At 58.8% G+C, this 26,978-nt stretch carries 23 protein-coding genes and 1 other annotated feature; of the genes, 14 read left to right on the top strand and 9 right to left on the bottom strand.

Annotated features, from left to right (window positions below; genetic code table 11):
* Positions 1 to 4 precede the first annotated feature (4 nt).
* The 5 genes from G5195_RS02105 to G5195_RS02085 all read left to right on the top strand — a co-directional run bounded on the left by G5195_RS02105 (position 5) and on the right by G5195_RS02085 (position 5,956).
* A complete protein-coding gene (locus G5195_RS02105) occupies positions 5 to 1,198 on the top strand; it encodes a class I SAM-dependent methyltransferase (RefSeq protein WP_421221715.1) in 1,194 nt (397 codons plus the stop codon).
* A gap of 345 nt (positions 1,199 to 1,543) precedes the next feature.
* Entirely contained in the window at positions 1,544 to 2,728 is a 1,185-nt protein-coding gene (locus G5195_RS02100; RefSeq protein WP_421221713.1) for an acyltransferase family protein, read from the top strand.
* A 411-nt stretch (positions 2,729 to 3,139) separates the two neighbouring features.
* The gene (gene selD, locus G5195_RS02095; RefSeq protein ID WP_421221711.1) at positions 3,140 to 4,177 is read left to right on the top strand and encodes a selenide, water dikinase SelD; all 1,038 of its coding nucleotides are present in this window, start codon (positions 3,140 to 3,142) and stop codon (positions 4,175 to 4,177) included.
* Positions 4,174 to 5,289 (top strand): tRNA 2-selenouridine(34) synthase MnmH, encoded by a 1,116-nt coding sequence (gene mnmH / locus G5195_RS02090; RefSeq protein ID WP_421221709.1) that lies wholly within the window; start codon positions 4,174 to 4,176, stop codon positions 5,287 to 5,289. Before selD ends, mnmH begins: the two co-directional genes overlap by 4 nt.
* A gap of 22 nt (positions 5,290 to 5,311) precedes the next feature.
* A complete protein-coding gene (locus tag G5195_RS02085) occupies positions 5,312 to 5,956 on the top strand; it encodes an MBL fold metallo-hydrolase (protein ID WP_421221707.1) in 645 nt (214 codons plus the stop codon).
* Between the two features lie 189 nt (positions 5,957 to 6,145).
* Here G5195_RS02085 and rnd read toward each other — a convergent pair whose 3' ends face one another.
* From rnd to G5195_RS02050, 7 genes are all read right to left on the bottom strand, one after another.
* Positions 6,146 to 7,258 (bottom strand): ribonuclease D, encoded by a 1,113-nt coding sequence (gene rnd / locus G5195_RS02080; RefSeq protein WP_058059758.1) that lies wholly within the window; start codon positions 7,256 to 7,258, stop codon positions 6,146 to 6,148.
* A gap of 108 nt (positions 7,259 to 7,366) precedes the next feature.
* The gene (gene fadD / locus G5195_RS02075) at positions 7,367 to 9,043 is read right to left on the bottom strand and encodes a long-chain-fatty-acid--CoA ligase FadD (RefSeq protein ID WP_421221804.1); all 1,677 of its coding nucleotides are present in this window, start codon (positions 9,041 to 9,043) and stop codon (positions 7,367 to 7,369) included.
* Between the two features lie 198 nt (positions 9,044 to 9,241).
* Positions 9,242 to 10,120, bottom strand: coding sequence for an alpha/beta fold hydrolase (locus G5195_RS02070; protein ID WP_421235783.1), 879 nt, complete (start codon positions 10,118 to 10,120; stop codon positions 9,242 to 9,244).
* Between the two features lie 8 nt (positions 10,121 to 10,128).
* On the bottom strand, positions 10,129 to 10,644 hold the full coding sequence (locus G5195_RS02065) for a Slp family lipoprotein (protein WP_019446435.1): 516 nt from the start codon (positions 10,642 to 10,644) through the stop codon (positions 10,129 to 10,131).
* Between the two features lie 119 nt (positions 10,645 to 10,763).
* Positions 10,764 to 11,465, bottom strand: coding sequence for a tRNA (adenosine(37)-N6)-threonylcarbamoyltransferase complex dimerization subunit type 1 TsaB (gene tsaB / locus G5195_RS02060; protein ID WP_338454717.1), 702 nt, complete (start codon positions 11,463 to 11,465; stop codon positions 10,764 to 10,766).
* A gap of 93 nt (positions 11,466 to 11,558) precedes the next feature.
* Positions 11,559 to 13,478, bottom strand: a complete 1,920-nt coding sequence (locus G5195_RS02055) for an ATP-dependent DNA helicase (RefSeq protein ID WP_139461532.1) — start codon at positions 13,476 to 13,478, stop codon at positions 11,559 to 11,561.
* Positions 13,479 to 13,545: 67 nt separating this feature from the next.
* Positions 13,546 to 13,791, bottom strand: coding sequence for a hypothetical protein (locus tag G5195_RS02050; RefSeq protein WP_139408228.1), 246 nt, complete (start codon positions 13,789 to 13,791; stop codon positions 13,546 to 13,548).
* 187 nt (positions 13,792 to 13,978) lie between these two features.
* Positions 13,979 to 14,103, top strand: a sequence feature (His leader region).
* 28 nt (positions 14,104 to 14,131) lie between these two features.
* Here G5195_RS02050 and hisG point away from each other — a divergent pair.
* From hisG to hisIE, 8 genes are all read left to right on the top strand, one after another.
* Entirely contained in the window at positions 14,132 to 15,028 is an 897-nt protein-coding gene (gene hisG / locus G5195_RS02045) for an ATP phosphoribosyltransferase (protein ID WP_151285979.1), read from the top strand.
* A gap of 12 nt (positions 15,029 to 15,040) precedes the next feature.
* Positions 15,041 to 16,366, top strand: coding sequence for a histidinol dehydrogenase (gene hisD, locus G5195_RS02040; protein ID WP_421221701.1), 1,326 nt, complete (start codon positions 15,041 to 15,043; stop codon positions 16,364 to 16,366).
* Entirely contained in the window at positions 16,363 to 17,433 is a 1,071-nt protein-coding gene (gene hisC, locus G5195_RS02035; protein WP_421235782.1) for a histidinol-phosphate transaminase, read from the top strand. Before hisD ends, hisC begins: the two co-directional genes overlap by 4 nt.
* Positions 17,434 to 17,448: 15 nt before the next feature.
* Entirely contained in the window at positions 17,449 to 18,573 is a 1,125-nt protein-coding gene (hisB, locus tag G5195_RS02030; protein ID WP_421235781.1) for a bifunctional histidinol-phosphatase/imidazoleglycerol-phosphate dehydratase HisB, read from the top strand.
* On the top strand, positions 18,573 to 19,214 hold the full coding sequence (gene hisH, locus G5195_RS02025; RefSeq protein WP_338454711.1) for an imidazole glycerol phosphate synthase subunit HisH: 642 nt from the start codon (positions 18,573 to 18,575) through the stop codon (positions 19,212 to 19,214). The genes hisB and hisH overlap by 1 nt, the downstream gene beginning before the upstream one ends.
* Positions 19,215 to 19,219: 5 nt before the next feature.
* Positions 19,220 to 19,981, top strand: a complete 762-nt coding sequence (hisA, locus tag G5195_RS02020; RefSeq protein ID WP_040096996.1) for a 1-(5-phosphoribosyl)-5-[(5-phosphoribosylamino)methylideneamino]imidazole-4-carboxamide isomerase — start codon at positions 19,220 to 19,222, stop codon at positions 19,979 to 19,981.
* Complete coding sequence (gene hisF, locus G5195_RS02015; protein WP_019446757.1) at positions 19,981 to 20,754, top strand: imidazole glycerol phosphate synthase subunit HisF; 774 nt, start codon at positions 19,981 to 19,983, stop codon at positions 20,752 to 20,754. Before hisA ends, hisF begins: the two co-directional genes overlap by 1 nt.
* Positions 20,755 to 20,882: 128 nt before the next feature.
* The gene (gene hisIE / locus G5195_RS02010) at positions 20,883 to 21,503 is read left to right on the top strand and encodes a bifunctional phosphoribosyl-AMP cyclohydrolase/phosphoribosyl-ATP diphosphatase HisIE (RefSeq protein WP_421221692.1); all 621 of its coding nucleotides are present in this window, start codon (positions 20,883 to 20,885) and stop codon (positions 21,501 to 21,503) included.
* 33 nt (positions 21,504 to 21,536) lie between these two features.
* Here the strand turns inward: hisIE and G5195_RS02005 are convergent, their stop codons facing one another.
* Positions 21,537 to 23,069, bottom strand: a complete 1,533-nt coding sequence (locus G5195_RS02005; RefSeq protein WP_421221690.1) for a KAP family P-loop NTPase fold protein — start codon at positions 23,067 to 23,069, stop codon at positions 21,537 to 21,539.
* A 359-nt stretch (positions 23,070 to 23,428) separates the two neighbouring features.
* Between G5195_RS02005 and G5195_RS02000 the strand changes: the two genes are divergently transcribed.
* Positions 23,429 to 24,718 (top strand): sensor domain-containing diguanylate cyclase, encoded by a 1,290-nt coding sequence (locus G5195_RS02000; RefSeq protein ID WP_421221688.1) that lies wholly within the window; start codon positions 23,429 to 23,431, stop codon positions 24,716 to 24,718.
* A gap of 87 nt (positions 24,719 to 24,805) precedes the next feature.
* Here G5195_RS02000 and G5195_RS01995 read toward each other — a convergent pair whose 3' ends face one another.
* Complete coding sequence (locus tag G5195_RS01995) at positions 24,806 to 26,428, bottom strand: acyl-CoA synthetase (protein WP_421235780.1); 1,623 nt, start codon at positions 26,426 to 26,428, stop codon at positions 24,806 to 24,808.
* Between the last annotated feature and the right edge of the window lie 550 nt (positions 26,429 to 26,978).

Below are 26,978 nucleotides of genomic sequence, written 5' to 3'. Positions count from 1 at the left end.
ATCCATGAGCGCTTCCATCTATCTCGTCAAAGGCCGCGAAAAATCCCTGCTGCGTCGCCACCCCTGGATCTTCTCCAAGGGGATTGAGCGGGTTCAGGGCAACCCCATTGACGGCGATACCGTCGAGATCTATGCCAACGATGGCAAGTGGCTCGCCCGTGGCGCCTGGTCAGGCAGTTCCCAGATCCGTGCCCGAGTCTGGACCTTCGACAAGGATGAGACCGTCGATCTCGACTTCTTTATCCGTCGTCTCAAATATGCGCAGGAGTCTCGCGATCCGCTGATCAAGCGTCAGGGTCTCACCGGCTATCGCCTCTGCGCCGCCGAATCCGACGGCCTACCGGGTCTGACCATCGACCGTTATGCCGATTTTCTGGTGTGCCAGATCCTCTCTGCCGGTGCCGAGTTCCAGCGTGAGCTGATAACGCAAGCACTGCGTACCCTCTATCCAGAGTGCAGCATCTATGAGCGCTCCGATGTGGCAGTGCGCAAGAAGGAAGGGCTGAAAGAGCGCACCGGCGTCATCTATGGCGAGACCCCGAACGAGCCGGTGGTCATCGAGGAGAACGGTGGCGTCAAGATCCTGGTGGATATTCGCAACGGCCATAAAACCGGCTTCTATCTGGATCAGCGGGACAACCGTCAGGCTGCCGCCAAATACACCGAAGGCAAGCGCGTCCTCAACTGCTTCTGCTACACCGGCGGGTTTGGCGTTTATGCCCTCAAGGGCGGCGCCAAGGAAGTGGTCAACGTCGATCTCTCCCAGAATGCGCTGGATATCGCCCGCCAGAATGCCGAGCTGAACGGGCTGGATATCAGCAACACCCAGTTTGTCCGTCACGACGTGTTCAAGCTGCTGCGTGAATATCGCGAAAAGGGCGAGAAGTTCGACGTCATCGTGCTGGATCCACCCAAGTTCGCCGAGAGCAAAGCCCAGCTGCTGGGTGCCTGCCGCGGCTACAAGGACATCAACATGCTGGCATTCCAGCTGCTGGCGCCGGGTGGCGTGCTCTTGACCTACTCCTGCTCCGGCCTGATGGAGCAGAGTCTGTTCCAGAAGATCGTTGCCGATGCAGCGCTCGATGCCGGTCGCGATGCCCAGATCCTGGAGCTGCTCTCCCAGGCCTCCGATCACCCCATCGGTACCGCCTATCCGGAAGGCTTCTACCTCAAGGGTCTGGTGGTACGCGCCCGCTGATCGGCAACCACCCTCCCCTTGTGATCAATCAGGCCCCTTGCGGGCCTGATTGTTTTGCTTAACGCCTATAGACCTGCCCCTCGCCCCGTTGACCACCCTCTCTGCTTTATTGGTGTTCTCTCTCCTCCTCTTTCCCTGCCTGCGTCCCACGTCTTTATCTGTTTAAATTTTTTTGCACAATAACTGCACATTTATGATTTAAATCACACCCGTATGACTCTCTTTTCCGTAGTGTGATCCCGCCTGCGGCAGCCAAGCCGGAGCAACCGTCCTATCAGGAGTGATGGACGGTACAACAACAAAAATCGATGTCAGGCCAAGCTGAACATCACAAGGGATCCCGTTATGAATCAATCATTGCCGCTGTTAACGCCGCTGCGGGGCATCGCTGCCCTGATGGTGGTGCTGTTCCATGCCCGCTTGCTGCTCTTTCCCCAGTGGATGGAGTCGATCGCAGGCCACACCCAACTCATCGAGAATGGCTACCTCTGGGTCGACCTGTTCTTTATTTTGAGCGGCGTGGTGCTGGCCCATGTCTATGGCGAGGCCTTCACCCGCACGCCCCGCACCGTGAGCTATGGCCGTTTTCTCTGGCTGCGGCTGACCCGTGTCTACCCCCTCTACCTCGTCACCCTGCTGCTGCTGGTCGGCTGGGAGCTTTACAAGGCGCAGCACGGGGTGGGCTTCTACGCCGGCCCCTTGTTCAAGATGTGGGAGTGGGAAGGGATGCCCCCCTTCGGCTCCCCCTTCACCCCGGCCGAGGCGTTGCCGAGCGCCTTCCTACTGCTACAGGTGGTAACCGATCACGGATTGACCTGGAACTTCGCAGCCTGGTCGCTCAGCGTGGAGTGGATCAGCTACCTGCTGTTCCCGCTGCTGATCCCGCTGGCGGTCACCCGCAGTCGCTGGAGCCATCTCGCCCCCCTGCTGGCGCTGACGGTGCTGGCCTTTATCGTGCACAGTCGCGGCACTCTGGATGTCACCAGCGGCGCGCTGGCGGTGGGGCGCGGGGTGAGTGAATTTGTGCTCGGCCTCTGGCTACTGCCGAGGGTCAAGGCCGCGAAAAACTTCCCCATGATGAAGCATGATCTGCCGCTGCTGGTCGCCTTTATGCTGCCCTTCGCGCTGATGCAGTTCACCATGACGCCACCACTGACACTGCTGCTGATCAGCTCCTACGTGCTGCTGATCTGGATTGCCGCCTGTCAAGGCGATCGCCAAAGCCCGCTGCTGCACCTCCTGGATAACCGCTTCACCAACTGGCTGGGGGATCTCTCCTACTCCATCTACCTGCTCCATGCGCTGGTACTGCTCACTGGCTGCGAGCTCATCCACTATCTGGCACCGGGGATCACCGAGTGGTGGTATGGCCAGACCAACCCGCTGCTGGGGGTAGTGGCAACCTTGCTGATGCTGGCGGTGCTGATCGGGCTCTCGGCGTTGAGCTACAACCTGCTGGAGCGGCCACTGCAACGGTGCCTGCGCCGCTGGGGCAAGGCTCGCCAACCGGTGCTGGAGCAAGCCGGCTAATCTGCATTCGCCAGCTGATTGCCCCGCAGAGGTTAAGCCAACCTCTGCGGGGCAAGTCCACGATTTCTCTTCACCCCTGCCGATAACTGAGCGGCTCATGCCAGCGCCCTCCTCCCTTACCTTTCACCCGCCAATCCCCTTCGCTTTGTGTGAATTCCTGTTCGAACCGGAGGGGGCATTTATGGCATAATGCCCTGTCCTGTGGCCCTTGGCGGGGCTGTGTTGGCGCATCTTTCGCCTCTTCTTCCCCGCCCTACCCGGCAGCCCTGCGTGACTGCCTGACATCACTGCTTCCAGAAGCAGCCAAGGCCACCTATTTTTGCGGCTCTTTACATGACGGTAGATGGCCGCGCATTGACCAAGATGGCTCCCGCAGAGCCTCTGCACACGGTGCACAAACAAGGGGTAAGTATGTCTTCCATTCGTCTGACCCAATACAGCCACGGCGCTGGCTGTGGCTGCAAAATCTCTCCCAAGGTGCTCGACACCATTCTCAAGAGCCAGATCCCGGGCTTCAACGACCCGACCCTGATCGTTGGCAACAGCAGCAAGGATGACGCGGCCGTGGTCGATATCGGCAACGGTCAGGGCATTGTCTCCACCACCGACTTCTTCATGCCCATCGTCGATGATCCCTTCACCTTTGGCCGCATCGCCGCCACCAACGCCATCAGCGATATCTACGCCATGGGCGGCAAGCCTATCGTTGCCATCGCCATCCTCGGCTGGCCCATCAATACCCTGCCCGCAGAAGTGGCCCAGCAGGTGATCGACGGTGGCCGTCAGGTGTGCCACGAAGCGGGGATTTCACTGGCCGGTGGTCACAGTATCGATGCCCCCGAGCCCATCTTCGGTCTTGCGGTGACCGGTATCGTGCCTCTGGATGCCATCAAGCAGAACGACACCGCCAAGGTGGGTGACACCCTCTATCTGACCAAGCCCCTTGGTATCGGCATCCTCACCACAGCCCAGAAGAAGGGCAAGCTGAAGCCTGAACACGAGCAGCTGGCCCCCAACGCCATGTGCACCCTCAACAAGATTGGCCAGCGTTTTGCCGAGCTGCCGGGTGTGCACGCCATGACCGACGTCACCGGTTTTGGTCTGGCTGGCCATCTGCTGGAGATGTGTGAAGGATCCAATGTCAGCGCCCGCCTCGACTTCAAGGCGCTGCCGCTACTGGACGAGGTAGATTACTACCTCGCCGAGGGCTGCGTACCGGGCGGGACTCTGCGCAACCACGACTCCTACGGCCACAAGCTGGATGCCATGGACGATCGCACCCGCAACATCATGTGCGACCCGCAAACCAGCGGCGGCCTGCTGGTCGCCGTGGGTAAAGAGAGCGAAGCCGAGCTGCTCGCCATCGCGCAAGACGCTGGGCTAAAACTCTCGCCCATCGGTCAGATCAAGCCCCTTGAGGGCTCCCGCTTTATCGAGATTGTCCAATGAGTGAATTGCCACTGGCCACGGACTACGCCCAGATTTTTTTAGGCGATGTGCCGTTGATTGATGTGCGCGCCCCCATCGAGTTCAAGGAGGGGGCCTTCCCCTGCTCGACCAGCCTGCCCTTGATGACAGACGATGAGCGCGCCCAGGTGGGGACCTGCTTCAAGAAGCAGGGGCAGGCCGCCGCCATTGAGCTTGGACACAAGCTGGTGGGGGGAGCAGTTCGGGCCGAGCGACTCGAAGGCTGGCTGGCGCAGTTGCGCAAGCAGCCCGATGCCATGCTCTACTGCTTTCGCGGCGGCCTGCGCTCGCAAACCGTACAACAGTGGCTGGCTGAAGCGGGGGTGACTCGCCCCCGCGTCGCCGGTGGCTACAAGGAGCTGCGCCGCTTCCTGATCGACACCCAGGACAAGGCCTCTGCCGAGTGCCACTGGACTGTGCTGACCGGCATGACCGGTTCCGGCAAGACCCATATGCTGGACCACGTGGCCCAGGCGCTCGATCTGGAAGGACACGCCCATCACAGGGGCTCGTCGTTTGGTCAACTGCCCGGCGGCCAGCCCAGCAACATCAATTTTGAAAACAACATGGCCATCGAGCTGCTCAAGCGCCGCCATCAGGGCGAGCATGCCTTCGTGGTGGAAGATGAGAGTCGCCTGATCGGCCGCTGCTGCCTGCCCCTCTCCCTCCATGAGGCCATGAGTCAGGCACCGCTGGTGGTGGTGGATGTGCCGCAGTGCGATCGGGCCGAGCAGATCCGCGAAGATTACGTGCACGATCTCTGGCTGCGCTATCAAGCCATGTATGGCCAAGAAGAGGGATGGCCGCTGTTTGCCGCCTATCTCACCGATGCGCTGGCCCGCCTCAAGCGCCGTCTTGGCGATCAGGCCCACCGCGAGCTGGATGCCCTGATGCAGACCGCCCTCACCGAGCAGGAAAAGAGCGGTGATACCGCGCTGCATCTGGCCTGGATCACGTTGCTGCTGACCCGCTACTACGACCCCATGTATCTCTATCAGCTTGGCAACAAGCAGGAGCGCATCGTGTTTCGCGGTGACAAGCAGGCCTGTCTCGACTATTTCGCCGAGCAGCATGCCAGCGCGCTGCGCGGCTGACCCATCCCAAGAGAGGAACTCTATGTTGAAATTCGAGGTGATCCCGGTCACCCAGTTCGCCCAGAACTGCTCCCTCATCTGGTGTGACGAGACCCATCAGGCGGCCCTGATCGATCCGGGCGGCGAAGCGGACAAACTGCTGGCGGCCATCGCCAAGCGCGGCCTGACCCTAACCCACATCCTGCTGACCCACGGTCATCTGGATCATGTGGGTGCCGCCGCCGAGCTGCGGGAAAACACCGGCGTCGCCATTACCGGCCCCCACAAGGAGGACGCCTTCTGGCTCGACATGCTGCCCCAGCAGAGCCAGATGTTCGGCTTCGCCCATACCCCCGCCTTCACGCCGGATCGCTGGCTTGAGCAGGGTGACAAGGTGCAGCTTGGCCAGTGCGAGCTGGATGTCTACTTCTGCCCCGGCCACACCCCGGGCCATATTGTGCTGCTGAACCAGGCCGAAAAACTCGCTTGGGTTGGCGATGTGCTGTTTGCCGGCAGCATCGGCCGCACCGACTTCCCCCGTGGGGATCACGGTACGCTGATTAAGTCGATCACCGAGACCCTGCTGCCCCTTGGCGATGAGATCGTCTTTATCCCGGGCCATGGCCCCAGCTCAACCTTCGGCCGCGAGAAGGCGAGCAACCCCTACCTGACCCAGCCTATCTGGTGATCAAAAATGGCAGCGGTGTTAGCCGCTGCCTTTTCTTCTCTGCTCTCTTTTTCACTCTCGACTCCTGCCATCCGGCCAGCCACGTCCCACCAGCGTTTCCCATTTCGGCATGCCCATTTGTCTCTTTCGCCCAATAAAAATCCCCACCCGAGGGTGAGGATTGATTTATAGGTGCAACCGTCTGGTGGCTTATTGTGCCAGCAGGTGACCTACCAGCTCATGACGCCACCCTTGCAGCAGCATCGGCTTGTCGCTGCGAGCCCGCTCTTCGTCGTTCATCCGCCAGCTCCAGGTGAAGTACTGGTGAATGATCTTCTTGCTGGCAATCAGCTCGGGCGGAATATTGCTCGCCTTGGCCTTCTCTTCCACCATGGCCTTGATGCGCTTGAGCTCGGCCTTGTACTGGGGAAAGTCCACGAGCCGGCGAATGGGCTCGGGCCAGCTGTCAGGATCGCTCTGCTGCGCCTTGGCGACAATATCGAGCATCCGCTTGCCGTGGATCTTGATCTCGATGGGCGAGAGGCCGAGCTCGTTGAGATCCCGCAGGGAGGCAGGACGACGCTCCGCCACCTTGAACAGGTGCAGCTCTTTCACCACAAAATTGAGGGCCAGATCCCGGCGCACCGCCTCTTGCTGGCGCCAGGCGGCCAGCTCGCGCAGAATGGCGAGCTCGCGGCGACCCAGTTGCCAGGCGTTGACGATGTCAAGATATGCCTGACGGGGATCGCTACCCTGGGTCTTGCGGGCGGAGTGGTTCTGGCACTCCTGCTCGAACCAGGCAAACTTGCCGCTTTCCCGCAGTTTGGCCATCACCTTCTCGTAGAGCGGCATCAGGTAGAAGACATCCGCCGCCGCGTATTCGAGCTGACGCGGTGTAAGCGGGCGTGCCAGCCAGTCGGTGCGCGCCTGATCTTTTTCCAGCTCGACCCCGAGGAATTCATTCACCAGCGCACCAAAGCCGACCGAAACGCCGTAACCGAGAAAGGCGGTAGCAAGCTGGGTGTCGTGCATCTGGTTGGGCAGGTGGCCAGCCTGATGCTGGATAAGCTCCAGATCTTCGCCAGAGGCGTGCAGGATGGCGATCTGCCCTTCCCTGCCCAGTCGTTGCCAGAGGGCGGAGAGATCCAGGGTAAGCGGATCCAGCAGCGCCAGATGCTCGCCGTCATAGATCTGGAACAGGCCAAGCTGGGGATAGTAGGTACGGGTGCGAACGAATTCAGTATCGATAGCCAGGGGAACGTCGGCCAGAGAAGCGAGATACTGCTCAAGTTCGTCTTGCTGAGTGATAAGTTGATAGTGCATCTGTGCCTGCGCGGTTGATCAGGGCCAAAAAGAAAAAACCGTGGGATGACCCACGGTTTTGCATAACGACGGTGCTGGTTTGCAGAGGGTTCTGCAGCTGCAGTCCGGTTATTGCTTGGCAATCTCCTCGTCGCGCAGTACGCGGCGCAGGATCTTGCCCACATTGGTCTTGGGAAGTTCGTCACGAAATTCTACCAGTTTCGGCACCTTATAGGCAGTCAGATGTTTGCGGCAGTGGGCAATAATCTCGTCCTCCTGCAATTTTGCATCTTTCTTGACCACAAAGATCTTCACCAGCTCGCCGGAGACCTTGTGTGGCACACCGACAGCGGCCACTTCCAGCACTTTCGGGTGCAGGGCAACGACATCTTCGATCTCGTTCGGATAGACGTTGAAACCGGAGACCAGGATCATGTCCTTCTTGCGGTCAACGATCTTGAAGAAGCCCTGCTCATCGCACACGGCGATATCACCGGTACAGAGCCAGCCATCCTGCATCACTTCGGCGGTCGCCTCGGGACGCTGCCAGTACCCCACCATCACCTGCGGGCCACGTACCTGCATTTCGCCCGGGGTACCGAATTCATGGATCACCTGACCGTTGTCATCCACCAGACGGATATCGGTGGAGCAGACCGGCAGGCCGATGGAGCCGTTGTAATCACTCAGATCGTAGGGGCAGACGCTCACCAGCGGTGAGCACTCGGTCAGGCCGTAACCTTCAAGCAGCGGGGTGCCGGTCAGCTTCTTCCACTGCTCCGCCACCGCCCGTTGCACCGCCATGCCGCCACCGATGGTGAGCTTGAGCTTGTCAAAAGCGATGCTCTGGAACTCGGCATTGTTGACCAGGGCGTTGAACAGGGTGTTGACGCCGGTAATGCAGGTGAAGGGGTACTTCTTGATCTCTTTGACAAACCCCGGGATGTCGCGCGGGTTGCTGATCAGCAGGTTGTAACCGCCGATACGCATAAAGAGCAGGCAGTTCACGGTCAGGGCGAAGACGTGATAGAGCGGCAGCGCGGTGACCACGAACTCCTTGCCACGCTCCAGCATGGGGCCGTAGACGCCGAGGCACTGCTCGACGTTGGCAATCATGTTTCGATGGGTCAGCATGGCCCCTTTGGAGAGGCCGGTGGTGCCACCGGTGTACTGCAGGAAGGCGAGATCGTCGTTGGTGATCTCCGGCTTGATGTACTGCAGGAAACGCCCCTTGGAGAGGGCCTGACGCATGGTGGTGGCGTGGGGCAGATTGTATTTCGGCACCAGCTTCTTGACGTACTTGACCACGAAGTTGACCAGGGTGCCCTTGGCCAGCCCCAGATTGTCACCCATCCGGGTCAGGATAACGTGCTTGATCGGGGTGTCGTAGACCACTTTTTCCAGGGTATGGGCGAAGTTGGAGACGATGACGATGGCCTTGGCACCGGAGTCTTTGAGCTGATGCTCCAGCTCGCGCGGGGTATAGAGCGGGTTGACGTTGACCACTATCATGCCGGCGCGCAGGATGCCGAACACGGCGATGGGGTATTGGAGCAGGTTAGGCATCATCACCGCAACCCGATCCCCTTTCTCCAGCTTCAGCTCGTTTTGCAGGTAGGCAGCAAAGGCGCGGGACTGCTCTTCCAGTCGGCGGTAGGTGATGGTTTGGCCCATGTTGACGAAGGCGGGCTGATCGGCAAACTGGGTCACCGAGGATTCGAACATCTCGACCAGGGAGCTGTATTGGTCTGGATTGATCTCGGCGGGGACCCCTTCCGGATAACGTTTCAGCCAGACTTTTTCCACAAACTTCTCCTGCATAACTAGCACCTGTGCGCTCACTGTGTTGCCTCCGTCCCGGTTCACATCCATTTTAATCGGTTGTTTTAAGCTGATGCTCTAATGCCGCACATATTTACACAGCGCAACATCAATTAACAGCAAATTAACAACAGAAAAATGTGAGGGAGAAAACAAACCTGGAATTATTGAAAGCTGGCGATTCTACCGAACTTGACAAAACTTTACGATACAAACGGCCGTATCAACCGAATTTTCCATATGAAAATGGTGGTTTCCACCCAATATGACCCGCTCGATCTGCTGGAAGGCATCCTGACGGGCCTGCCATTGGGCTTCAAGCGCAGCAAAGCCCTGCTCCCCCTGAATCAACAGCACAGGACAACGGATAGCCACCATCAATGCACGAGCCTGTCCTTCGCTCATTCTCAGGGGTGAAAGATCCCGCAAGCGGGGGTCGCTGCGCCAGTACCAGCGCCCTGCCCGCTCTTCAAGCTGCCGTTCACAGATAAGGCGCGCCGCCTGCGGCGTGATATCCGCCACTTTGCAACGGGCGGCGACAGCCTCATCGATGGAAGCAAAGCCGTTGGCACTGCGCTCCCGGGTGCGACTGCGGTTTAAAATCGCACGTCGCAGCTGGGCAGGTACCTCCTCATCGGGCTGACTGAGCGGGCCCAGCCCCTCCAGCATGATCAACCGCTCCACCTGTTCGGGGAACACCCCGGCATAGGCGGAGGCGATCAGCGCCCCGAGGGAGTGGCCGAGCAGAGTGAAACGCGACCAGCCCGCCGCCTGCACGATCTGGTAGAGATCGTCCAGCCAGTCGACAAAGACATAGGGGGTGGCTTTGTGATCGGAGTGACCGTGCCCCGGCAGATCGACACAGATGAGGTGAAAATCCCCCAGATGCGGCGCCAGCGGCAAGAAGCTGGCACTGTTGTCGAGCCAGCCATGCAGGGCGATCAGCAGGGGTTTGCCCTGCTGAGCCAGATCCGCGAGTTGATTCTCAAGCAGGGCCACCTGCCGACCATCTGCCAAGGTGAGCAGACGTTCGTGCAGAGTGCTTTTGATGCTGTTGATCATGGCAAGCCTTAACGACGCAGCGGCCGTCTCGGCCAGAAGGGATCATAGAAGGGGTCGTAGAAGTAGGGGTCCATATAGCGCACCTCCACCTCCTTGACTGGCGGCCACAGCTTGCTGCCCGTCACATTGAGCACCGAGAAGCGGTACTTGTGCTCGCCAATCTGGCTATCAACCGGTTGGCCTATGGTACCAAGCACCGTCAGACTGCGCCCCTTGGCGTAGAGGGTCGGATCGACAAAACCCTTCATGATAGCCAGAAAACGGCCCGGGCTCTGCTCGGTCTGCTCCGGCACACCGTTGGACTTGAGCGGCAGATAGACCACTTCAATAACGCTCTGATCCGCCTTGTTGTGCACCGCCGAGATAACGCCGCTCCAGCGCGCCGGCTTGCCCTCCATTCCGCCAAGGGCGGGCTGATAGGCCACCAGCTGGTTTTCAGGCTCATAGGCCAGCTCCTTGGGAACCGAGCTGCAGGCCCCGAGCAGCAGGGCCAGCGCCCCGACCACCATAGTGCGTTTCATCATATCGCTTCTGGTATTACGCATCATGTCACTCTCCTGTTGCCAGCGTGGCCTGTCGGGGCCACCCGCTTTTATTGCAGCTGATGAGCGGCAAGAGCGACATGCTGTCAGTGCTCCTGCCCTTATTCGCGACCCGGCAGTTTTTTCCAGGTCACCTTGTCACGCAAATAGACCGGCGTCGCCTGCTCCACCGGCACCGCCTCCCCCGCCAGCCAGGCGGCGCGGGCCAGCGGCAACATATCTTCTGCCGCCGGGAAACGCACCTGGCTCACCTCCAGCTCATCGGCCAGACCACTCAGGGTCTCGCCATAGGTCTCAAAACCAGTGCCGACGCAGGTCACTGGGCCCGCCAGCTTGCCACGGACGTCAACCAGTGCCGCGGGCTCGCTCACCACCTCGTCCCCCACCAGCTGCATGCGGCCATCAATCAGCTCATAGCGGCCGAAATAGACCTCGTTCATCCGCGCATCGATGGCGGTCAGCACCTGCTCGGCGCCATCCAGTCGATAGGCGCCTTGCGCCATGGCGGCCAAGGTCGAGATGCCAATCAGCGGCACACCTGCACCAAACGCCAGACCTTGCGCCACACTGATGCCGATCCGCACGCCGGTAAAGGAGCCCGGGCCGCGGCCGAACGCGATGGCATCGAGGTCACTCAAACTTATCCCGGCATCCTCTAACACAGCCTGAACCATGGGCAGGATTTTTCGGGTGTGATCCCGTGGCGCCTCCTCCCAGCGGGAGAACAGCTTGTCACCCACCAGCAAGGCGGCGGAGCAGGCTTCGGTAGCGGTATCAACGGCCAGGATCTTCAACTCGTTCATGCTTTCCAATCTCTATAAAATCAGTCAATTACATAACCGGCAAGCGAGATATGCTCACCCGTTGTTTAAATCTGTTATCTGGCGGCACACTTATTATTCACCGCGTTCAGTGCGATCGAAAAAGCTCCCCAACGTTCCCAACTCCCGGGTACGGGGGATGGCGGGCAGACTCTTGATAAAGGTGGCGCCGTAAGGTTTGTTGACCATTCGGGGATCACAGATCACCAGCACCCCGTGATCAGTGCGATCACGAATAAGCCGCCCCACCCCCTGCTTGAGGGCAATCACCGCCTTGGGCAACTGCAGCTCGGCGAAGGGATCGCCCCCCTTGAGCTTGCAATCATCCACCCGCGCCTTGAGCAGCGGATCATCGGGGCTGGCAAACGGCAGCTTGTCGATGATAACACACGACAACGCCGCCCCTCGCACGTCGATCCCCTCCCAGAAACTGCTGGTCGCCACCAGCACGGCACGGCCATTCTCGACAAACTCCTTGAGCAGCCGCTGCTTGTTGTCCTCCCCCTGCAACAAGACGGTGCGGCCAATCTCCCGGCGCAGCACCTCAGCCACCTGACGCATCACCTGATGGCTGGTGCAGAGGAAGAAACAGCCCCCCGGTGTCTTGTTGATGAGGGGGATCATCAGATTGGCCAGCTGCTCGCCACGGCCAAAGGCGTTGGGTTCCGGCAGATAGCGGGGCACACAGAGCCGCGCCTGCTCGCCATAGTCGAACGGGCTGTCGAGAATAAGCTCGGCGCTGCCTGCCAGCCCCAGCTCGGCCTTGAAGTGATCAAAGCGCATATCCACCGTCAGGGTGGCGGAGGTGAAGACCCAGGCCACTTCCGGTCTTTGCACCTCGGCACTGAATCGCTCGGCCACCGACAGCGGCGTCAGATTGAGGGTGAAATGAAGCCGTGAGCAGTCGTACCAGTAGGAGAAACCGGTCTGGTTGACCGCCAGCACTTCACCCAGGCGGGTGCGCAGTTCACTGATTCGCTCGAAGGCGTGATCCAGCTGCTCGCCACGGCCAAGAGCCAGTTTCAGCACCTCGTAGCAAAGCCCGATGGCATCGTTAAGACGAGCCAAAGCCTGCCCCCAAAGCGGCTGGCGCAGCATGTCGCGGGTATTACCACGACCGCCATCCACCCCGAAGGCGAGCCGCAGATCCTGACTGGCGATGGCAAGCCTGTCCGCCGCCTTGCCGAGCTGGGCCATGTCGTGGGCCTCTGCCCGATAGGCCAGCTGGATATCCTGCGCCAGATCCTGAATCGTTCGGCTGCCTACCGACTTGCCGAAGTAGTTGGTGGCGATCTCCGGCAGCTGGTGCGCCTCGTCAAACACATAGACTTGCGCCTCCGGCACCAACTCACCAAATCCGGTGTCTTTCACCGCCATATCGGCGAAGAAGAGGTGGTGGTTGATCACCACCACCTGGGCGTCCATGGCGCGGCGTCGGGCCACCACCAGATGGCAGTCGTCGTAATAGGGGCAGTCGCGACCGAGGCAGTTGTCGTTGGTGCTGGTGACGTGGGCGAGGATCTCGGCGTTCTCCTGCAATCCTGGAATATCCCCCACATCGCCGTTATCGGTAGCGGTGGACCAGGATTTGACCTTCACCAGATCGTTCAGGATTTCAGGCTTTTGCAGATGGGATTCGCTCAAGAGCCGGTTCATCCGCTCGATGCAGAGATAGTTGCTGCGTCCCTTGAGCAGGGCCACCGGCGGGGTGTAGGAGAGCGCCCCTGTGATGGTCGGGAGATCCCGATAGAAGAGCTGCTCCTGCAGGTTCTTGGAGCCGGTGCTGATCACCACCCGCTTGCCGGACTCCAGCGCTGGCACCAGATAGGCGTAGGTCTTGCCGGTACCTGTCCCCGCCTCCACTAGCAGACGGCCACCACTTTTGATGGCGCGCGCGACCGCTTCGGCCATCTCCAGTTGGGGAGCGCGGGCTTTGAAACCGTCGATATGGCTGGCCAGAGGGCCATCTGGCTTGAACAGGGTCTGGATGGTCAAAAGGGCGTCCCGCAGCAAAAGCGGCCATTATGCCAAAAGTGTGGCAAAAGCGGGACTGATTCTGCGCCTAGACGAACAGATCGATCTGGTGATCGGGATCCGGCTTGTGATCGTCCTCCTCCGCCTTTGGCTGATCACGCTTGGCGGGCGTGTTATAAGCCTGCTGGCGCTGCTGGGAGTCACTGTTGTCAGTGCCGGTCTTGCGCAGTTGATGTTTCTTGCTGATCTGGTTCACTTCCCGCTTGATCTCTTCGCTACCGGGCGCGGCAGGTGCCCGGGGCAAAATGGGGAACAACAGGTCCTGGCTGGGCATGATACAAACTCCTGCGGGGGTTATTGTCTAGTTATCGACCAGAAAACCGTTTTCTCAACTTTAATCGATCAAATCACAATTTCGGGTTGCATTTTCTGTCAAGGCAGGTAGTTTAAATCAGGCGTCAATTACGACATCTTATTTTGTAAAGGATTGATTACATGAAGTTCACCACCCTGAAGACTCATCACCACCATCATCATCCCGACTAGTCTTTCAGGAGGTTGACTGCTGGAGGACACTTAACTGGTGACTTCCAAAAGGACCGCAAGATTCATAAACCCTCGGAAGCACCCACTTCCGAGGGTTTTTTCGTTTTTGACTAGAAGGAAATCGAGCAATGGAAACACAACGTCTACGTATCGCCATGCAAAAGTCCGGTCGTCTGAGCCAGGACTCCCAAGCCCTGTTCAAGAGCTGCGGCCTGAAAATCAACCTGCGCGAGCAGCGCCTTATCGCCCATGTCGAGAACATGCCCATCGATATCTTGCGGGTGCGCGATGACGACATCCCGGGTCTGGTGATGGAAGGGGTGGTTGACCTTGGCATCATCGGCGAGAACGTGCTGGAAGAGGTGCAGCTTATTCGCGCTTCACAGGGACTACCCTTCGAGGTCAAAACCCTCAAGCAGCTGGACTTTGGTGGCTGCCGCCTCTCGCTGGCGGTGCCAGAAGATGTGAACTATACAGGGCCAGCGAGTCTTGCCGGCAAACGCATCGCGACCTCCTATCCCGGGCTGCTCAAGCGCTTCTTTGACGACAAGGGTCTCGGCTTCAAGAGCGTGATGCTGGGCGGCTCGGTGGAAGTGGCACCCCGCGCGGGTCTCGCCGATGCCATCTGCGATCTGGTCTCCACCGGTGCGACCCTGGAAGCCAATGGCCTCAAAGAGGTGGAGGTGATCTACCGCTCCAAGGCTGTGCTGGTACAGGCCCCCAACCCCTTGTCCGATGCCAAGCAGAAGCTCATCGACAAACTGCTGCCCCGCATTCAGGGGATGCAGCAGGCCCGCGAGAGCAAATACATCATGCTGCACGCCCCCAAAGACAAGCTCGATGCCATCACCGATCTGCTGCCGGGTGCCGAGCGCCCCACCATCATGCAGCTGGCCGGTGACACCAATCAGGTGGCGCTGCACGTCGTCTCCAGCGAGACCCTGTTCTGGGAGACCATGGAGCAGCTCAAGGCCCTCGGTGCCAGCTCCATTCTGGTGCTGCCCATCGAAAAGATGATGGAATAAGGAAGGGAAATCATGCAGACCCTGATCTGGAAGACCCTCTCCCCCGCCCAGCAAGCCGATGTGCTGACCCGCCCTGCCCTCAATGACGAGGCCGATATCGGCCTCGTGGTACGGGACATCATCGCTGCAGTGCGTAGCCGTGGCGATGAGGCCCTGCGCGAGCTGAGCCAGCGCTTCGAGCGCGCCCCCCGTGAGCAGTTGCGCGTTAGCGAGGCAGAGATTGAAGCCGCCTGCGCGCGGCTGGATAACGACATCAAAAGCGCCATCGAAGCGGCGATTGCCAATATTCGCACCTTCCACGCCGCGCAAGTGCAGCCATTGGTACGGGTAGAAACCCAGCCCGGGGTGGTATGCGAGCTGCGCACCCAGCCCATCAGTCGGGTCGGCCTCTATGTGCCGGGGGGCAGCGCGCCGCTCCCCTCCACCGTGATGATGCTGGCCATTCCGGCACGCTTAGCCGGTTGCCGTGAAGTGGTGCTCTGCACCCCGTCTCCGGCGAGCGACGAGATCCTGTTTGCCGCCCGCGCCTGCGGCGTCGAGAAGGTGTTCGCCATCGGCGGCGCCCAGGCCATCGCGGCGATGGCTTACGGCACCGAGAGCATTCCCAAGGTGGACAAGATCTTCGGCCCGGGCAACGCCTATGTGACCGAAGCCAAGGGACAGGTATCCCGCGACTGGCGCGGCGCCGCCATCGACATGCCCGCCGGCCCCTCCGAGGTGCTGGTGATTGCCGACGAGAGCGCCAACCCCGCCTTCGTGGCAGCAGATCTGCTCTCCCAGGCCGAGCATGGCCCCGACAGCCAGGTGGTGCTGGTGACTACCTCGCCCCTGTTGGCCGATGCCATCGCAGGGGAGATCAAGAGCCAGCTGGCCAAGTTGAGCCGCCGCGATATCGCCGCGCAGGCGCTCGGCAGCAGTCTGGTGATCCTCTGTGACGATCTGGCCGAGGCGTGTGCCATCTCCAACGCCTATGCGCCGGAGCACCTGATCGTGCAGACCCGAGCCCCCCGCGATCTGCTGGATAAACTCGAGAACGCCGGTTCCATCTTTCTCGGAGCATGGACCCCCGAGTCGGTCGGCGATTACGCCAGCGGCACCAACCACACTCTGCCTACCTACGGCTATGCCCGCACCTGCTCCAGCCTTGGCCTCGCCGATTATCAGCGCCGCTACACGGTGCAGGAGCTGAGTGAGCGCGGTATTCAGGGCCTTGGCCCTATCGTCGAGCGTATCGCCCAGGCCGAGGGGCTCGATGGCCACAAAAATGCCGTCACCCTCAGGTTGAATGCCTTGGCCACCGCGCCCCAACCAACAGCACAGCAGAAGGATTTGTCATGAGCATTGCCAATCTGGCGCGCCGCGTGGTGCGGGCCCTCACCCCTTATCAATCCGCCCGCCGCATCGGCGGCAAGGGCCACGTCTGGCTCAACGCCAACGAGGCGCCGCAGGCCTATCCCTTCACCATCGAGGGGAGCCGTCTCAACCGCTACCCTGAGTGCCAACCGGCCGAGGTGGTGAACGGCTATGCCGCCTATGCCGGGGTTAATCCGGATCAGGTGCTGGTGAGCCGCGGCGCCGATGAGGCCATCGAGCTCTTGATCCGCACCTTCTGTGAAGCGGGTGAAGATCAGATCCTCATCTGCCCGCCCACCTACGGCATGTACGCCATCAGCGCCGAGACCTGTGGCGTGGGCATCGTCGAACAGCCGCTGACCGCCAACCGTCAGCCAGACTGGCCCGCCATTGCCGATCGCCTCAGTGACGTGAAGCTGGTGTTTCTCTGCTCCCCCAACAACCCCACCGGGGATCTGGTGGGTCGCGATGGACTTATTGCCCTGTTGGAGAAGGCGCGGGATCGCGCCATCGTGGTGGTGGACGAGGCCTATATCGAGTTCTGCCCCGAGGCGTCCGTAGTGGACCTGCTGGCCCGCTTCCCCAATCTGGTGGTGACCCGCACCCTCTCCAAAGCCTTTGCTCTGGCGGGGATCCGCTGTGGCTTTACGCTGGCAAGCCCCGAGGTGATCGCCATGCTGGCCAAGGTGATCGCCCCCTATCCCATCCCCGAGCCCATCGCCCAGATCGCGGCGCAGGCCCTCTCCCCCATGGGACTGGAGCTGATGCGCGAGCGAGTGGTAGAGCTCAACAAGCAAAAAGCCGCCTTCAAGGCAGAGCTGACAAAGCTTGCCTGCGTGAAGGAAGTATTCGAGGACAAGGGCAACTTCGTGCTGGTGCGCTTTGTGGATGGCGCCGCCGTCTTTGCTGCCATGAAGGCTGCCGGCATCATACTGCGGGATTTCTCGACAAAACCCGGCTTGGATAACAGCATTCGCGTCACCATCGGCTATCAGGGCGAGATGGATGCCGTGCTGGCGGTACTGCGTGATATGCCCTCTCCCACTTTGTAAGACAAGGATGTAGCGATGAAGACCCCGTTTTTGTTTATCGACCGCGACGGCACCCTGATTGAAGAGCCGGTGACCGACAAGCAGGTGGATAGCCTCGCCAAGCTGCGCTTCGAGCCCATGGTCATTCCGGTGTTGCGCGAGTTGCAGGCTGCTGGCTACGTGCTGGTGATGGTGACCAATCAGGATGGGCTGGGCACCGCCAGCCTGCCGCTGGAGAACTTCCAGCCACCCCACGACCTGATGATGCACCTGTTTGAATCGCAAGGGGTGAACTGGGAGCAGGTGCTGATCTGCCCGCACTTCCCCACCGACGGCTGCAGCTGCCGCAAGCCCCACCTCGGGCTGGTAAAGGAGTATCTCGCCTCCGGTCGTATCGACTTTGCCAACTCCTTCGTGATTGGCGATCGCCAGACCGATCTGCAGCTGGCCGAGAATATGGGCATTGGCGGTATTCGCTACCACCCACAGGATCACGACTGGCTCGCCATCCGTGATCAGCTGTTGTCCAAGGGGCGCGTAGCCTCGGTGGAGCGTAACACCAAGGAGACCCGCATTCAGGTAGCGGTAGATTTGGACCCTTCTGCCACAAACAAGAGCGGCGGCAACCAGATCGCCACCGGTATCGGCTTCTTTGATCACATGCTGGATCAAATTGCCACCCACGCCGGTTTCCAGCTCAAGCTGAACGTCAGCGGCGATCTGCATATCGACGATCACCACACGGTAGAGGATGTGGGGCTGGCGCTGGGTCAGGCGCTGCGTCAGGCCCTTGGCAACAAGCGCGGGATCGGTCGCTTCGGCTTCGTGCTGGCGATGGACGAGGTGCAGGCAGTGATCGATGCGCGCCCGCTGACCGAGCAGGAGGTGAGCACCGCACTGGATCTCAGCGGTCGCCCCTACTTCGTGTTTGACTGCCCGAGCGGTTTTGGCCGCGACAACGTCGGCGAGATGGCCACTGAGATGGTGCCCCACTTTTTCCGCTCGCTGTCAGACGCCATGGCCATCACCCTGCAGATGAAGGTGGGCAACGGCAACACCCACCATCAGGTGGAAGCGCTGTTCAAAGGCTTTGGCCGCGCCCTGCGTCAGGCCATTCGGGTGGAAGGGAGCGAGCTTCCCTCCAGCAAGGGAGTGCTGTGATGGATGTGAGCAAGCAGAAGCTGGTCATCATCGACACCGGCTGTGCCAATCTGGCCTCGGTGCGCATGGCATTCGAGCGCCTCGGCGTGCAGCCGCTGGTCTCCAGCCAGGCCGCCGATATCGAGCAGGCGGACAAGCTGATCCTGCCCGGTGTCGGCACCGCGGTGGCCGCCATGAAAAACCTCAACGAGCGCGGACTAGTGCCCCTTATTCGCGCCGCCAAGCAGCCGCTGTTGGGCTTTTGCCTCGGTATGCAGATGCTGGCGGAGGCCTCCGAAGAGAGCATGGGTACGGATGACTCGTCAGAGCAGCTTATCGACTGCCTTGGCATAGTGCCGGGCAAGATCCGGCTGATGGAGGTCGGTAATCTGCGGCTGCCCCATATGGGCTGGAACCAGATTGAGCATGACGAGACCCATCCTCTGCTCAAGGGGATCCCGAGCGGCAGCTACTTCTACTTTGTTCACTCGTATGCGCTGGAGGTGACCGAAGCGACGCTGGCGACCTGCGACTACGGCCAGCCGTTTACCGCCATCGTCGGTGGGGTTGCAGAGCACAGCAACTTCTTCGGCGCCCAATTCCACCCGGAGCGCTCAGGCGTAGCCGGTGCCCGTTTGCTGCAAAACTTTCTGGAGCTGTGACTAGCATGATCATTCCCGCAATTGACCTTATCAACGGTCAGGTGGTTCGCCTCTATCAGGGGGACTACGAGCAGAAGACCGAATACAGCAGCAGCCCGCAGGCCCGCTTCGACGAATATGTCTCCCAGGGGGCGGTGCAGCTCCATCTGGTGGATCTGGACGGTGCCAAGGATGCCAAGGCGCGCCAGCTGCCCCTGCTGACCCAACTGCTGTCAGCCACCGAAGCGCCGGTGCAGGTCGGCGGTGGCGTACGTACCGAACAGGATGTGGCAGACCTCTTGGCCGCCGGCGCCAGCCGGGTGGTGATTGGCTCCACCGCCGTCAAATCCCCGGATCTGGTAGCCAGCTGGATGGAGAAATACGGCCCCGAGCAGATCGTGCTGGCCCTGGACGTCAATATCGATGAGCAGGGCAATCGCCATATCGCGGTAGCAGGCTGGCAGGAGAACAGCGGGGTGACCATCGAAGCGCTGATCGAACGCTTCCTCCCCGCCGGTCTCAAGCACGTGCTCTGCACCGACATCAGCCGTGACGGCACCCTGGCTGGCACCAATGTCGAACTCTATCGGGATCTCTGCGCCCGCTACCCGAGTGTCGCCTTTCAGGCCTCCGGCGGCATTGGCGGCATCGCGGATATCGAGGCGCTCAAGGGCTCCGGCGTCAAGGGGATCATCCTTGGCCGCGCCCTGCTGGAGGGCAAATTCTCGGTAGGTGACGCTATCGCCTGCTGGCAAGCGCCCGCTGCCGATACCAGAGGAGGCAACTGATGCTGGCAAGACGCATTATCCCCTGTCTCGACGTGAAAGATGGCGTGGTGGTCAAAGGGGTGCAGTTTCGCAACCACGAGGTGATGGGCGGCATAGTCGAGCTGGCGCGCCGCTACGCCGAAGAGGGTGCTGACGAGCTGGTGTTCTATGACATAACCGCCTCCAGCGATGCGCGGGTGGTGGACAAGAGCTGGGTGAGCCGGGTAGCGGAGGTGATCGATATCCCCTTCTGCGTCGCCGGTGGCATCAAGAGCGTGGAAGATGCCCGCCAGATCCTCGAATTTGGCGCCGACAAGGTCTCCATCAACTCCCCGGCCCTGGCCGACCCAACCCTCATCAGCCGACTGGCCGAGCGCTTTGGCGTGCAGTGCGTAGTGGTGGGCATTGACTCCTACTTCGATGCCGAAACAGGCCACTATCAGGTCAAACAGTTTACCGGTGACGAGAGCCGCACCCGCACCACCGCCTGGCACACCCTCGACTGGGTACAGGAGGTGCAAAAACGCGGCGCGGGCGAAATCGTGCTGAACGTGATGAATCAGGACGGCATGCGTCAGGGTTATGATCTCGACCAGCTCAAGCTGGTGCGCAGCGTCTGCAAGGTGCCGCTGATTGCCTCCGGCGGCGCCGGTGCCATGGCGCACTTTCGCGATGCCTTTACCCTCGCCGATGTGGACGGGGCGCTGGCCGCCTCTGTGTTCCACAAGGGCCTTATCCCCATTCCCGAATTGAAACGCTGGCTGAAAACCGAAGGAGTCGCCATCCGTGAATAACTTCTCTGAAAATGCACAAACAACCGCCAGCACGCGCCCCCTTGCCGAGCAGCTCGACTGGGAAAAGTGTAAATGCGCCATGATCCCCCGCCCAGAGTGCCGGTCTGATAATAGAGGAGCCGATACCCGTGCATAATTCCAACTTATTAATTGAACAGCTCGACTGGGAAAAATGCGATGGCATGATCCCCGCCATCGTCCAGCATGCCGCCAGCGGCGAGGTGCTGATGCAGGGCTTTATGACCCGCGAGGCGCTGGAGAAGACCCAGACTACCGGTCAGGTCACCTTCTTTAGCCGCAGCAAACAGCGGCTCTGGACCAAGGGTGAAAGCTCGGGCAATGTGCTCCAACTCGTCGCTATCAGCACCGACTGTGATCAGGATTCCCTGCTGATTGCCGCCAACCCCGTCGGCCCCACCTGCCATAAAGGGACAACCTCCTGCTTCCATGGTCACCCTCTGCCGCCCCTCGGTTTTCTGGCAGAGCTGGAGCAGGTGCTGGCAGCCCGCAAAGGGGCCGATCCGGCCACCAGCTACACCGCCAGCCTCTATGGCAAAGGGACCAAGCGCATCGCCCAGAAGGTAGGTGAGGAAGGAGTTGAGGTGGCGCTGGCCGCCATGGCCAAGGATCGAGAGGAGCTCATCAACGAATCCGCCGATCTGCTCTACCACCTGACCGTACTGCTACAAAATGAAGGGCTGGGATTACAGGATGTCGTTCAGCGGCTTTATAAGCGGCATAATAAATAAACTGATAATAAAGCCGGGTTACCCCGGCTTTATTTAGTCAAGATGCACGGCTAGCTCAACTAAATTTTTATACGTTGTTAAGCGTCGCTCCAATAGTGACAGTTCCTTTTCTGCCAAAATAGTATTTTCTTCTACAGTCAAATTCCGCATACGCCCAACACAATCTATTGTTAACGAGATAAAACGAGATGAATATTCATCATCTAAAGTCGGCTTCAATAGCCCCTCATAAGACATGACTAAAATGTTTCTCAAGGAAACCATATATTCACTATCTTTAAATGGATTTGTATATCGTTCACCATCGACATACTTAATATAACTTCCTATAGTACTCCCTGCTTTTATAAAACATTGAAAATGTTGTTCTTCATACTCACTTGTCAGACTATTAAAACCTTTCAAAGTAGGATGGTTATCTGTCTTAGGCATTTTGCCATCCGCTACAGCGCGATAATCTTCATTATTTTTCTCGCATAGAGAGAACAGGTAAACAAGAAAAATCAGATTTAATGTGCAACCTTGGTAATTTACGATGGAGGCGATCGTTCGATCCAACACTTGCTCTGTTTTTCTTAAGCTCAATGAAAAATGATCACAAACAGCAGTTAATACATTTACCAACACTTGGCTATTAGTGATCTCAGGCCATACAGTGACATGCTCAAAATGCAATTTTTTATCTACAACTGCCTGCTTAATAAACTCTCGCCGAGAGATACTGCCTAACGTAAATCGTCTATGAAAAAATCGGCCAAGATAACTTTCTGCATCAAAACCATCGCCATAAATTACCTTGATAGCATGCTGTAACTGCTCGGTATCGGTTGCAAGTACAAAAACCACGCCGGGAATATCAAAAATATGTTTTATGGTCTCCAGCATTTCTACCGCATAGGAGGGGCGACAGCGATCCAGCTCATCAATCAGAATAAAGGCTGGATAATCCAATCGACCTTGGCCATCCAATTGGTCTAAGTTTGCTGAAACCGCAGCTTCAACCCATTGCCGAATTTCTTGTTTAAGATACTGGATAGATTCATAACGCTCTTTGTGATTGCTGCAAAGTGTATCAACCAGCTTATCTGCGTCTTCGCCTTCCACAGAAAAATCACCATCTTCAAGTCCAGCTTTTTTAATAGCAGACTTGAGCACCAATTTTCCGCCCAGCTTGAGCAAACCCAATAGCTTGGGCTTGATGCCATCAGGTATGGAAACCTTATTTCCTGTTGCATCTTTCAATTGATCGATAATCGACGAAATCACCGTCAATAAGGGATCATCGGAAAAGTCCTGCTGCCAGGCGTCGATATAGACAGTGGGATAGTGCGCTTTCAGCTCCATATACCAGCGCTTGATAAACCAGGTTTTACCCGCCCCCCACTCGGCATTGAGGTTGAGCACATAGTTGCGCTGCTTGCCTTCGGCGGCGAGGTAGTTGGTCAGAAATTCGGCATAGCGGGCGCGATCCAGCCGATCTGCGCTCAAACTCTCTTCGCTACCCGCAATGGCCCCCGGCCCGTCCCACTGAACTGTGTCATTCCAATTAAACGGTGCCACTACCATCTCGTATCTCTCCATATTGCGTTGCTGGAGATGATATCAGGGACACCGAGGAAATAGTTTGACTAAAGACCTGTTCGTTACCCTTTTTGCCACTCGGGGAGGTTTATTTAGCTGTTGTTCAACTTCTCTGTCGAGAGCCGATGATACGGGGTCGATACATGGTGGCAAGCTATCTCAACAACCATGGACTCAACTGATTTCCTTTGATTTGCTAAGAGGTTACAACCATGTGACATAACGCAGAACCTGCGGAAATAAATGAGAAATATGCCGTGAAGAGTGCTTAATTTAAAGCAGTTGATGCACGTTGGCCTCGTGTTCAGCCAACCCATCACAGCGACCCAAGGATGGCCAACTTCATGAAGGATGAACCCTTCTCCACCCGATTGCAGCACGAGCTGGATCACCTCAGATCCATCTTTAACGAGATGGGGGCTTACCTCTTTACCAAGGATCTGGATGGCCGTTATATCTATGCCAATCAGGCTGTGCTGGATCTCTTTTGTTGTACCCTGGCCGAACTGCAAGGCAAGGATGATCGCGCCTTTTTTGACCTCGACTTCTCGGAAGATCTGAGACGAAATGATCGTCAGGTGCTGGAGCAGCAGGTCGCCATCGCCCGGGAGGAGATCAACTACCTCAAACCCACGGGAGAGAAACGGGTCTACTGGAGCGTGAAAAAGCCGATGTACGACCGAGATGGCAACCTGATCGGTCTGTGCGGCATCTCCACCGATATCACGGAACACAAGCTGATTGAGGCCCGTATGGCCGAGCAGCATCAGTTGCTGGAGATCATCCTGGCCAATGTGGATGCCCATATCTATATGAAGGACAGCCAGCACCGCTTTCTCTACGTCAATCAGAAGGTGTGTGCCCTGCTCGGTTTACCCGCCGAACAGATCATCAACCGCAGCGATAATGAGCTGTTCTCCCCACACGGAGCCAACCAGCTGTGGCAGCTGGACAACCGGGTGTTCGAAACGGGTGAGCTGCAAGCCGGTGAAGAGTCACTGACCGATACCGAAGGCAAGCAACATTACTACTGGTCTGTCAAAGTCCCCTTCAAGCTGGCTGATGGTACCCCCACCCTGATCGGTATCTCCTCCGATATCACCGAGCTGCACCAGCTCAAGGAACAACTGCAATATCAATCGGTTCGTGACAGCCTCTCCGGACTTTATAACCGCCGTTTCTTCTTCGAGGTGTGCGAAAAGAACCTGAGTATGAACATGCGCCACCAGCTCACCTCTGTGCTGATAGTGCTGGATGTGGATCAGTTCAAATGCATCAACGATCGCTACGGTCACCCGCTGGGCGATCAGGCGCTGATCCATCTGGGCAGGGTGATGCAATCGGTGCTGCGCAGCGAAGATGTGCTGGCCCGCATCGGCGGTGACGAGTTTGCCATCTTGCTGCCCAACACCACCCTCTCGGCCGCCGCATCCCTGGCCGAGCGGCTGCGCCTTCAGGTGATGCAAAGCCCGCTGCCCCTGCCAGATGGAGATAAGCTGGTCATCACCATCAGCGCCGGACTGGTGGAAAATGGCGAGGGGGAGCTGATGGAGAGCCTCTACGCCCGCGCAGATCAGATGCTCTATCAGGCCAAACAGAGCGGCCGCAACTGCGTCGCGTGCAAGGCACCCTAGCCATACAACGGGAGGGCCAGCAGCCCTCCATACTCCCTTGTTTATTACTCAGATGAATGGCTGTGCTGGCTCCTTACGAACAGGCGGCTACCCCAACTGTTTGCGCAGCACAAACTTTTGCACTTTGCCGGTCGAGGTCTTCGGCAGCGGGGTAAAGATGATCCGCTTGGGCGCCTTGAAGTGGGCCATCTGATCACGGCAAAAGGCGATAAGATCCGCCTGAGTAGTCTCTCTCCCCTCTTTCAGTTTCACGAAGGCGCAGGGCACCTCCCCCCACTTCTCATCGGGCATGGCGATCACTGCCGCTTCGTCCACATCGGGATGGCGATAGAGCACGTCCTCCACCTCCAGACTGGAGATATTCTCCCCGCCGGAGATGATGATGTCCTTGGATCTGTCCTTGATCTCCACATAACCATCCGGGTGCCATACCGCCAGATCGCCACTGCGAAACCACCCCTCCGCCATCGCCTCGGCGCTGGCAGCCGGATTTTTCAGATATCCCTTCATCACCACATTACCGCGCAGCACTATCTCCCCCATGGTTTTGCCATCTTTGGCCACCGGTTCGCCACTGACCGGATTGATGACCCGCATCTCCCCCTGCAGAGGCGACGCAACACCCTGGCGCGCCTTGAGGCGGGAGAGCGCCGTGGCATCCTGACCTTGCCAGCTTCTTTGCGGTTCGCACAACACGCAGGGGCCATAGGTTTCGGTGAGGCCATAGACGTGGGTCACGGCGATCCCCATCGCTTCCATACCGGCGATCACGGTGGCGGGGGGCGCAGCGCCAGCGGTCATCACCTTGATGGGGTGATCCAGCCCCTGCTTGAGCGCCGGATCGGCATTGTTGAGCATATTGAGCACGATGGGCGCTGCGCAGAAGTGGCTCACCTTGTGCTCGTGCAGCGCCTCATAAATGGCGGCCGCCTGCACATGCCGCAGGCAGACGCTCACCCCGGCGGTGGCCGCCAGCGTCCAGGGGAAACACCAGCCGTTGCAGTGAAACATCGGCAAGGTCCAGAGATAGACGGGGTGTTTGGGCAGCTCCCAGGAGAGCACGTTGTTGATGGCGTTGAGGTGGGCGCCGCGATGGTGATAGACCACCCCCTTGGGATTGCCGGTAGTGCCGGAGGTGTAGTTAAGGGAGATGGCCTGCCACTCATCTTGGGGCAGCCAGCCGGGCTCATCGCCACTCCCTTGCGCAAGGAACTGTTCATAGTCGAGGTCACTGATAAGCGCCCCCTCCCGGTAGAGGGGATCATCGATGGCGATGACCAGCGGTTGGCTCTCCAGCAGACCCAGCGCCTTGCGCACCACGGCGCCAAACTCCCTGTCTACCAGCACCACCTTGCTCTGGGCATGCTGGAAGATAAAGGCCATCGACTCGGCATCGAGCCGGGTATTGATGGTGTTGAGCACGGCGCCGCTCATGGGCACCCCGAAGTGGGCTTCAAACATCGCCGGGATATTGGGCGCAACGATGGAGACGGTATCCCCCTCTCCGATACCGCTCAGCCGCAGGGCCGAGGCCAGCTGGCGGCAACGGCGGGCGGTCTGGCCCCAGCTCTGGCGCAGCGGGCCGTGGAACAGCGCCGGATAGTCGGGATAGACCTGCTCCGCCCTCCCCAAAAAGCTGATGGGGGTCAGGGCCTCGAAATTGGCGGCGGTTTTGGCAAGGTCACGCTCATAGATGTTCTGCACTGTCATCGGATTCCTTCCTCACAAGTGGCACAAAACGGGCAGTTTCGGGATGATTCAGAGATCAGACAGCGACATAGGCATCCTGCCCGTCACTGGTCTCTTATGGGGATGACAGCCTAACAGCGAGCCTGCGGCGACAGGTATTAGCAAAACGTCTTAGACAGGGGCAGCCTGTTGCCAACAGGGGTTCCCTGTTTTCGTTGCAAAAAATATTTCGTTACTGGAAAGCGTGCCATTTTTTTCACAGGCTGTTTTTGGCGAATAACGAAAAATGACGATAGTGGAATATTATTCCGTCAAAGCTGCCTTATATGTCATTTCATTCATCTCGGCACGCACTATTTTCATGACCTTTATTTAAGGCAAGCTGCGTAAAACGAAAGCTGAAATAGTTATTGCATAATAACTTTTATTTCATATCAGCTGTTAAATCCATGGAAAATAAATTTTGTGAGCCATCCCATAAAGCGAGCATGGCACCATGTTCATCCAGCCGCGCACGGGTTACGGTTACAACGTGAAACAATCTACCGGATGTCCAATATCAGGCCAGATT

The organism is Aeromonas sp. 601039, assembly GCF_049174415.1.
In the GTDB taxonomy this organism is placed as follows: domain Bacteria; phylum Pseudomonadota; class Gammaproteobacteria; order Enterobacterales; family Aeromonadaceae; genus Aeromonas; species Aeromonas veronii_A.
Note: the sequence above shows the minus strand (reverse complement) of the source record. Positions and strands in the feature narration are given on the sequence as shown.

What these genes read in the sequence shown, in the direction of transcription:
- hisH (WP_338454711.1), top strand. Translation starts at nt 18,573, where the DNA reads ATGGATGTGAGCAAGCAGAAGCTGGTCATCATCGACACCGGCTGTGCC.
- G5195_RS02065 (WP_019446435.1), bottom strand. Translation starts at nt 10,644, where the DNA reads ATGATGAAACGCACTATGGTGGTCGGGGCGCTGGCCCTGCTGCTCGGG.
- G5195_RS02000 (WP_421221688.1), top strand. Translation starts at nt 23,429, where the DNA reads ATGAAGGATGAACCCTTCTCCACCCGATTGCAGCACGAGCTGGATCAC.
- hisC (WP_421235782.1), top strand. Translation starts at nt 16,363, where the DNA reads ATGAGCATTGCCAATCTGGCGCGCCGCGTGGTGCGGGCCCTCACCCCT.
- hisF (WP_019446757.1), top strand. Translation starts at nt 19,981, where the DNA reads ATGCTGGCAAGACGCATTATCCCCTGTCTCGACGTGAAAGATGGCGTG.
- hisG (WP_151285979.1), top strand. Translation starts at nt 14,132, where the DNA reads ATGGAAACACAACGTCTACGTATCGCCATGCAAAAGTCCGGTCGTCTG.
- selD (WP_421221711.1), top strand. Translation starts at nt 3,140, where the DNA reads ATGTCTTCCATTCGTCTGACCCAATACAGCCACGGCGCTGGCTGTGGC.
- G5195_RS02085 (WP_421221707.1), top strand. Translation starts at nt 5,312, where the DNA reads ATGTTGAAATTCGAGGTGATCCCGGTCACCCAGTTCGCCCAGAACTGC.
- mnmH (WP_421221709.1), top strand. Translation starts at nt 4,174, where the DNA reads ATGAGTGAATTGCCACTGGCCACGGACTACGCCCAGATTTTTTTAGGC.
- G5195_RS01995 (WP_421235780.1), bottom strand. Translation starts at nt 26,428, where the DNA reads ATGACAGTGCAGAACATCTATGAGCGTGACCTTGCCAAAACCGCCGCC.
- hisB (WP_421235781.1), top strand. Translation starts at nt 17,449, where the DNA reads ATGAAGACCCCGTTTTTGTTTATCGACCGCGACGGCACCCTGATTGAA.
- G5195_RS02050 (WP_139408228.1), bottom strand. Translation starts at nt 13,791, where the DNA reads ATGCCCAGCCAGGACCTGTTGTTCCCCATTTTGCCCCGGGCACCTGCC.
- hisD (WP_421221701.1), top strand. Translation starts at nt 15,041, where the DNA reads ATGCAGACCCTGATCTGGAAGACCCTCTCCCCCGCCCAGCAAGCCGAT.
- G5195_RS02100 (WP_421221713.1), top strand. Translation starts at nt 1,544, where the DNA reads ATGAATCAATCATTGCCGCTGTTAACGCCGCTGCGGGGCATCGCTGCC.
- rnd (WP_058059758.1), bottom strand. Translation starts at nt 7,258, where the DNA reads ATGCACTATCAACTTATCACTCAGCAAGACGAACTTGAGCAGTATCTC.
- G5195_RS02070 (WP_421235783.1), bottom strand. Translation starts at nt 10,120, where the DNA reads ATGATCAACAGCATCAAAAGCACTCTGCACGAACGTCTGCTCACCTTG.
- tsaB (WP_338454717.1), bottom strand. Translation starts at nt 11,465, where the DNA reads ATGAACGAGTTGAAGATCCTGGCCGTTGATACCGCTACCGAAGCCTGC.
- G5195_RS02105 (WP_421221715.1), top strand. Translation starts at nt 5, where the DNA reads ATGAGCGCTTCCATCTATCTCGTCAAAGGCCGCGAAAAATCCCTGCTG.
- G5195_RS02005 (WP_421221690.1), bottom strand. Translation starts at nt 23,069, where the DNA reads ATGGTAGTGGCACCGTTTAATTGGAATGACACAGTTCAGTGGGACGGG.
- hisA (WP_040096996.1), top strand. Translation starts at nt 19,220, where the DNA reads ATGATCATTCCCGCAATTGACCTTATCAACGGTCAGGTGGTTCGCCTC.